The organism is Aestuariivirga sp., from assembly GCF_044239095.1.
Lineage (GTDB): Bacteria > Pseudomonadota > Alphaproteobacteria > Rhizobiales > Aestuariivirgaceae > Aestuariivirga.
Genome location: NZ_JBIICB010000373.1, coordinates 1 through 3,195, shown reverse-complemented (window position 1 = coordinate 3,195; position 3,195 = coordinate 1). Strand labels below are relative to the sequence as shown.

Below are 3,195 nucleotides of genomic sequence, written 5' to 3'. Positions count from 1 at the left end.
CAGACGCTGGAGATCACTGGCGGTATCGATGCCGTGTACTTTGAGGAAGTGCGCCGACATATCGGCACGGACGCGGCACATGTCCACGGTGGTCTGCTCGCCACGCTGACGGCGTGGTGTGAGGCTCAGAGCATCCCTTACAGCGGCGTGCCAGTAGGGACCTGGAAACGCCACGCCTGCGGCAAGGGCAACGCCGACAAGCAGGCGGTGATTGCCGCCATGCGCGCACGCGGCTTCGAGCCAGCTGATGACAACGAGGCCGATGCGATTGCGATCCTCCTCTGGGCCATCGAGACGAATGGAGGCCTGGCATGAGCACTCCTGCGGAAATGTTCCTCAAGCACGTCGCCAACGTTATCGCCGAGCGCAGCACCCAGTACGGCGATGCCCACAGCAACATGACGACTATCGCTGCACGGTGGTCGGCCACGCTGGGAAGCGAAATCACCCCTGCGCAGGTGGTTCTCTGCCTCCTCGATCTGAAGCTCGCACGCCTCGCCCACGACCCCACACACGAAGATTCGGCAGTCGATATCTGCGGCTATGCCGCCCTGCTGCGCGAACTGACCGAAACCTCGAACACGGAAGGACGCTGAACCATGGCACCCGGACGCAAACGGAAACCCGGCAAGCGCTACGCCTGTGGCAAGCGCACACGGCAGGAAACGGAGAGGGACGCCATGAGCGTAGCGATTGACGCCCGACGTCGCCATTTCGGCGTGACGGCGAAGCAGGCGAAGGACGAGAGGCTCGGCACCGCCCTCGGCCGTCTTGCCTTCCGCGAGTTGATCAGCGAGACCCAGTACCAGGCGGGCGTGGCGTTTGCCGAGTTGTCCCGGCAGCACCACGCAGTGTGTGGCCTGCCATCGCCCAGCCCCCGTTCCATCGCAGGGCTGCTCGTCAACGAAGGCATCTTCGGCGCCAGCCCCAGCGAGCCGGTGCAGGAGGTGATCGAGAGGGTCAAGCGGCGGTTCAATGCCGCCACCGACGCACTCGATGCTTGCGACCGCGAACAGCGCATGTCGGGCGGCAGACATCCGACGCTCCTCGTCTATCGTCTCATCTGCGCGGATGAGGATGCCATCAACTGGCCGGAGGAGGATATTGGGAACCTGCGGGTGGCGCTGAATGCGCTGGTGCGGTTATTCCGGATGTAGCCGTTGAAACCATTTGAGCGTATATGTGTGTCCTGCATCGTGACACTAGTTGCGGATTCGCGTGTTGTCCTACAATTGAGATATTTGGCGCTAGTAAGAGGTAATGCCGGGAGGCCGAAACCTTGAGATCTGGCCATTGGCGGATAGATCCGGCGATTGACATATGGAGATGAAATGAAGACTGTAATCACAGCCTTGGTGGCGCTCATAATCGGCGCTGGTGGAACGTATTTCTATCAGCAGGCTTCGGTCAAGCAATTGCAGGCCGCTGCGGCAGCCCTGGAAACCCAGTTCTCCGAGGCAAAGACTGCGGCGGAGGCGGCCACTGGTGAAGTGGTAAAGCTTCAGGAAACGGGAAAAGTCCTTGAAACCCAGCTCTCCGAGGCAAGGACTGCGGCGGAGGCGGCTACTGGTGAAGTGGCAAAGCTTCAGGAAACGGGAAAGGCCCTGGAAACTCAGCTCTCCGAGGCAAGGACTGCGGCGGAGGCGGCCACTGGTGAGGTGGCAAAGCTTCAGGAAGCGGGAAAGGCCCTGGAAACCCAGCTTGCAGAAGTGAGAGCCCAGGCGGAAGGCAGGGCTGCAGAGGTGGCGAAACTGCAGGAGTTGGGCAAGGCACTTGAAGCTGAACTCTCTGATGCAAGGTCCAAGGTGGAGGCCTCTGCTTCGGAAATGGCTAAGGCGATGGATCAGAAGGCACAGGAAGTCGCGGCACTTCAGGCGAAGCTCACTGAACTCGAGGCGGCGCTGACCGCCGCGAAGTCGGCTACGGGTACTGCTCAATAACGGATGAATCCATGCAGATGGAAGCCGAGCGGGTAGGCGCAAGTCCAGCTTCCTGAAAGCTACCGGACGTGACCAATGAAAGCGTAGCGCGAGTTGCTTCCGACGATTGGTATGCAGGCGGGTCTGAAAGCTAACTTACTAAGAAAAATGATATTTAGTTGAAAAAGACTATTGACACGTTCATGCGACGCGGCTAGAAGTTCCGTTATTGGAAGATCAGAAATGCGCCCGGAGACGAGTTCTCCGGGCGTTTTGCGTATCGGAGGGCAGCCATGCAGGTTCGCTTCCTGGAGACCGACGATGTCAGGACCCGCTTCGAAGCGGCCTGTGTCCGTCTTGGCGAGGGCGAGGCCCGCCGAGCCTTCTCGATGGCGCTGAACAAGGAAGGCCGCAAGTCCTTCACCCAGCTGCGCCGGTCGCTCGCCCAGCAGTCGTCCATCCCGCGCGGCGCCGTCAACGCTGCAACGCGGTTCCAGTCGGCAACGCGCAACACGATGGCCACGGTGACCTCAGGCACCGGCCGTCATCTGCCGCTATCCTTCTTCGGTGCGAAGCAGTTCTCCTACGGCGTACGTGCTAAGATCTGGGGCAGGGCGCAGACCTTCCGCTCGGCCTTCGTGGTGAAGCGCTACGGTGGCGGCGTGTTCAAGCGCACCGGCAAGGCGCGGTTTCCCATTGAACAGCTTTGGGGTCCGTCAGTACCGAAGGAGATGCTGCGCGATGAAGCTCACGCCGCATGGCAGGACCAGCATCCGCGCATCCTCATGGAGTCGTCGCGATTGATCGCGCTTATGCTGAGCGGATCAGGGCTCCGTGGTGCCCCGCGCAGGGCACGTCCACCGTGAGGGGTGGGGGGGCGGCTAGGAGCCCCATTTTCAACCTAAGATATGCGCTGGCGCGGCAGCCCGGTTTTCGAGCGTTTTTCTGCTTTTGATTTTTCCGTTTTGTTTTGATTCGGCAGGGCTTAGCGCCCTGAACTCAATAGGTTAGCGCCAGCTGTTGGTGGGGATTCGGATCCGCAACGGGCGTTTTGACTTTCGCCTGATCCAGCTTTCGAGCGCCAACATCCACGAAGAGGTTTCGATGATCGTCACCGACATGGCCGTCGAGACGCTGGTCCCCTATGCCCGGAACCCGCGTAACAACACTGCCGCCATCGATGCGGTGAAGGCGTCCATCGCTGAATTCGGCTTCCGCCAGCCCATCGTGGTGGACGAAAAGATGGTTGTGATCGTTGGCCATACCCGGTTGGAAG

At 60.6% G+C, this 3,195-nt stretch carries 5 protein-coding genes and 1 pseudogene; all 6 read left to right on the top strand.

Annotation, left to right across the window (positions count from 1 at the left end):
• A pseudogene (locus ACILRA_RS21385) lies at positions 1-315 on the top strand (hypothetical protein); the annotation flags it as partial.
• On the top strand, positions 312-596 hold the full coding sequence (locus ACILRA_RS21380; protein ID WP_395664064.1) for a DUF6378 domain-containing protein: 285 nt from the start codon (positions 312-314) through the stop codon (positions 594-596). The pseudogene ACILRA_RS21385 and the gene ACILRA_RS21380, both read left to right, overlap by 4 nt.
• 3 nt (positions 597-599) lie before the next feature.
• On the top strand, positions 600-1,157 hold the full coding sequence (locus ACILRA_RS21375) for a hypothetical protein (protein WP_395664063.1): 558 nt from the start codon (positions 600-602) through the stop codon (positions 1,155-1,157).
• 174 nt (positions 1,158-1,331) lie between these two features.
• Positions 1,332-1,940 carry a hypothetical protein gene (locus ACILRA_RS21370; protein WP_395664062.1) on the top strand — a complete coding sequence of 203 codons (609 nt, stop codon included), beginning with the start codon at positions 1,332-1,334 and terminating at the stop codon, positions 1,938-1,940.
• A 272-nt stretch (positions 1,941-2,212) separates the two neighbouring features.
• Entirely contained in the window at positions 2,213-2,785 is a 573-nt protein-coding gene (locus ACILRA_RS21365; RefSeq protein WP_395664061.1) for a hypothetical protein, read from the top strand.
• A 238-nt stretch (positions 2,786-3,023) separates the two neighbouring features.
• On the top strand, positions 3,024-3,195 hold a 172-nt coding region (locus ACILRA_RS21360), incomplete at its 3' end, for a ParB N-terminal domain-containing protein (RefSeq protein ID WP_395664065.1).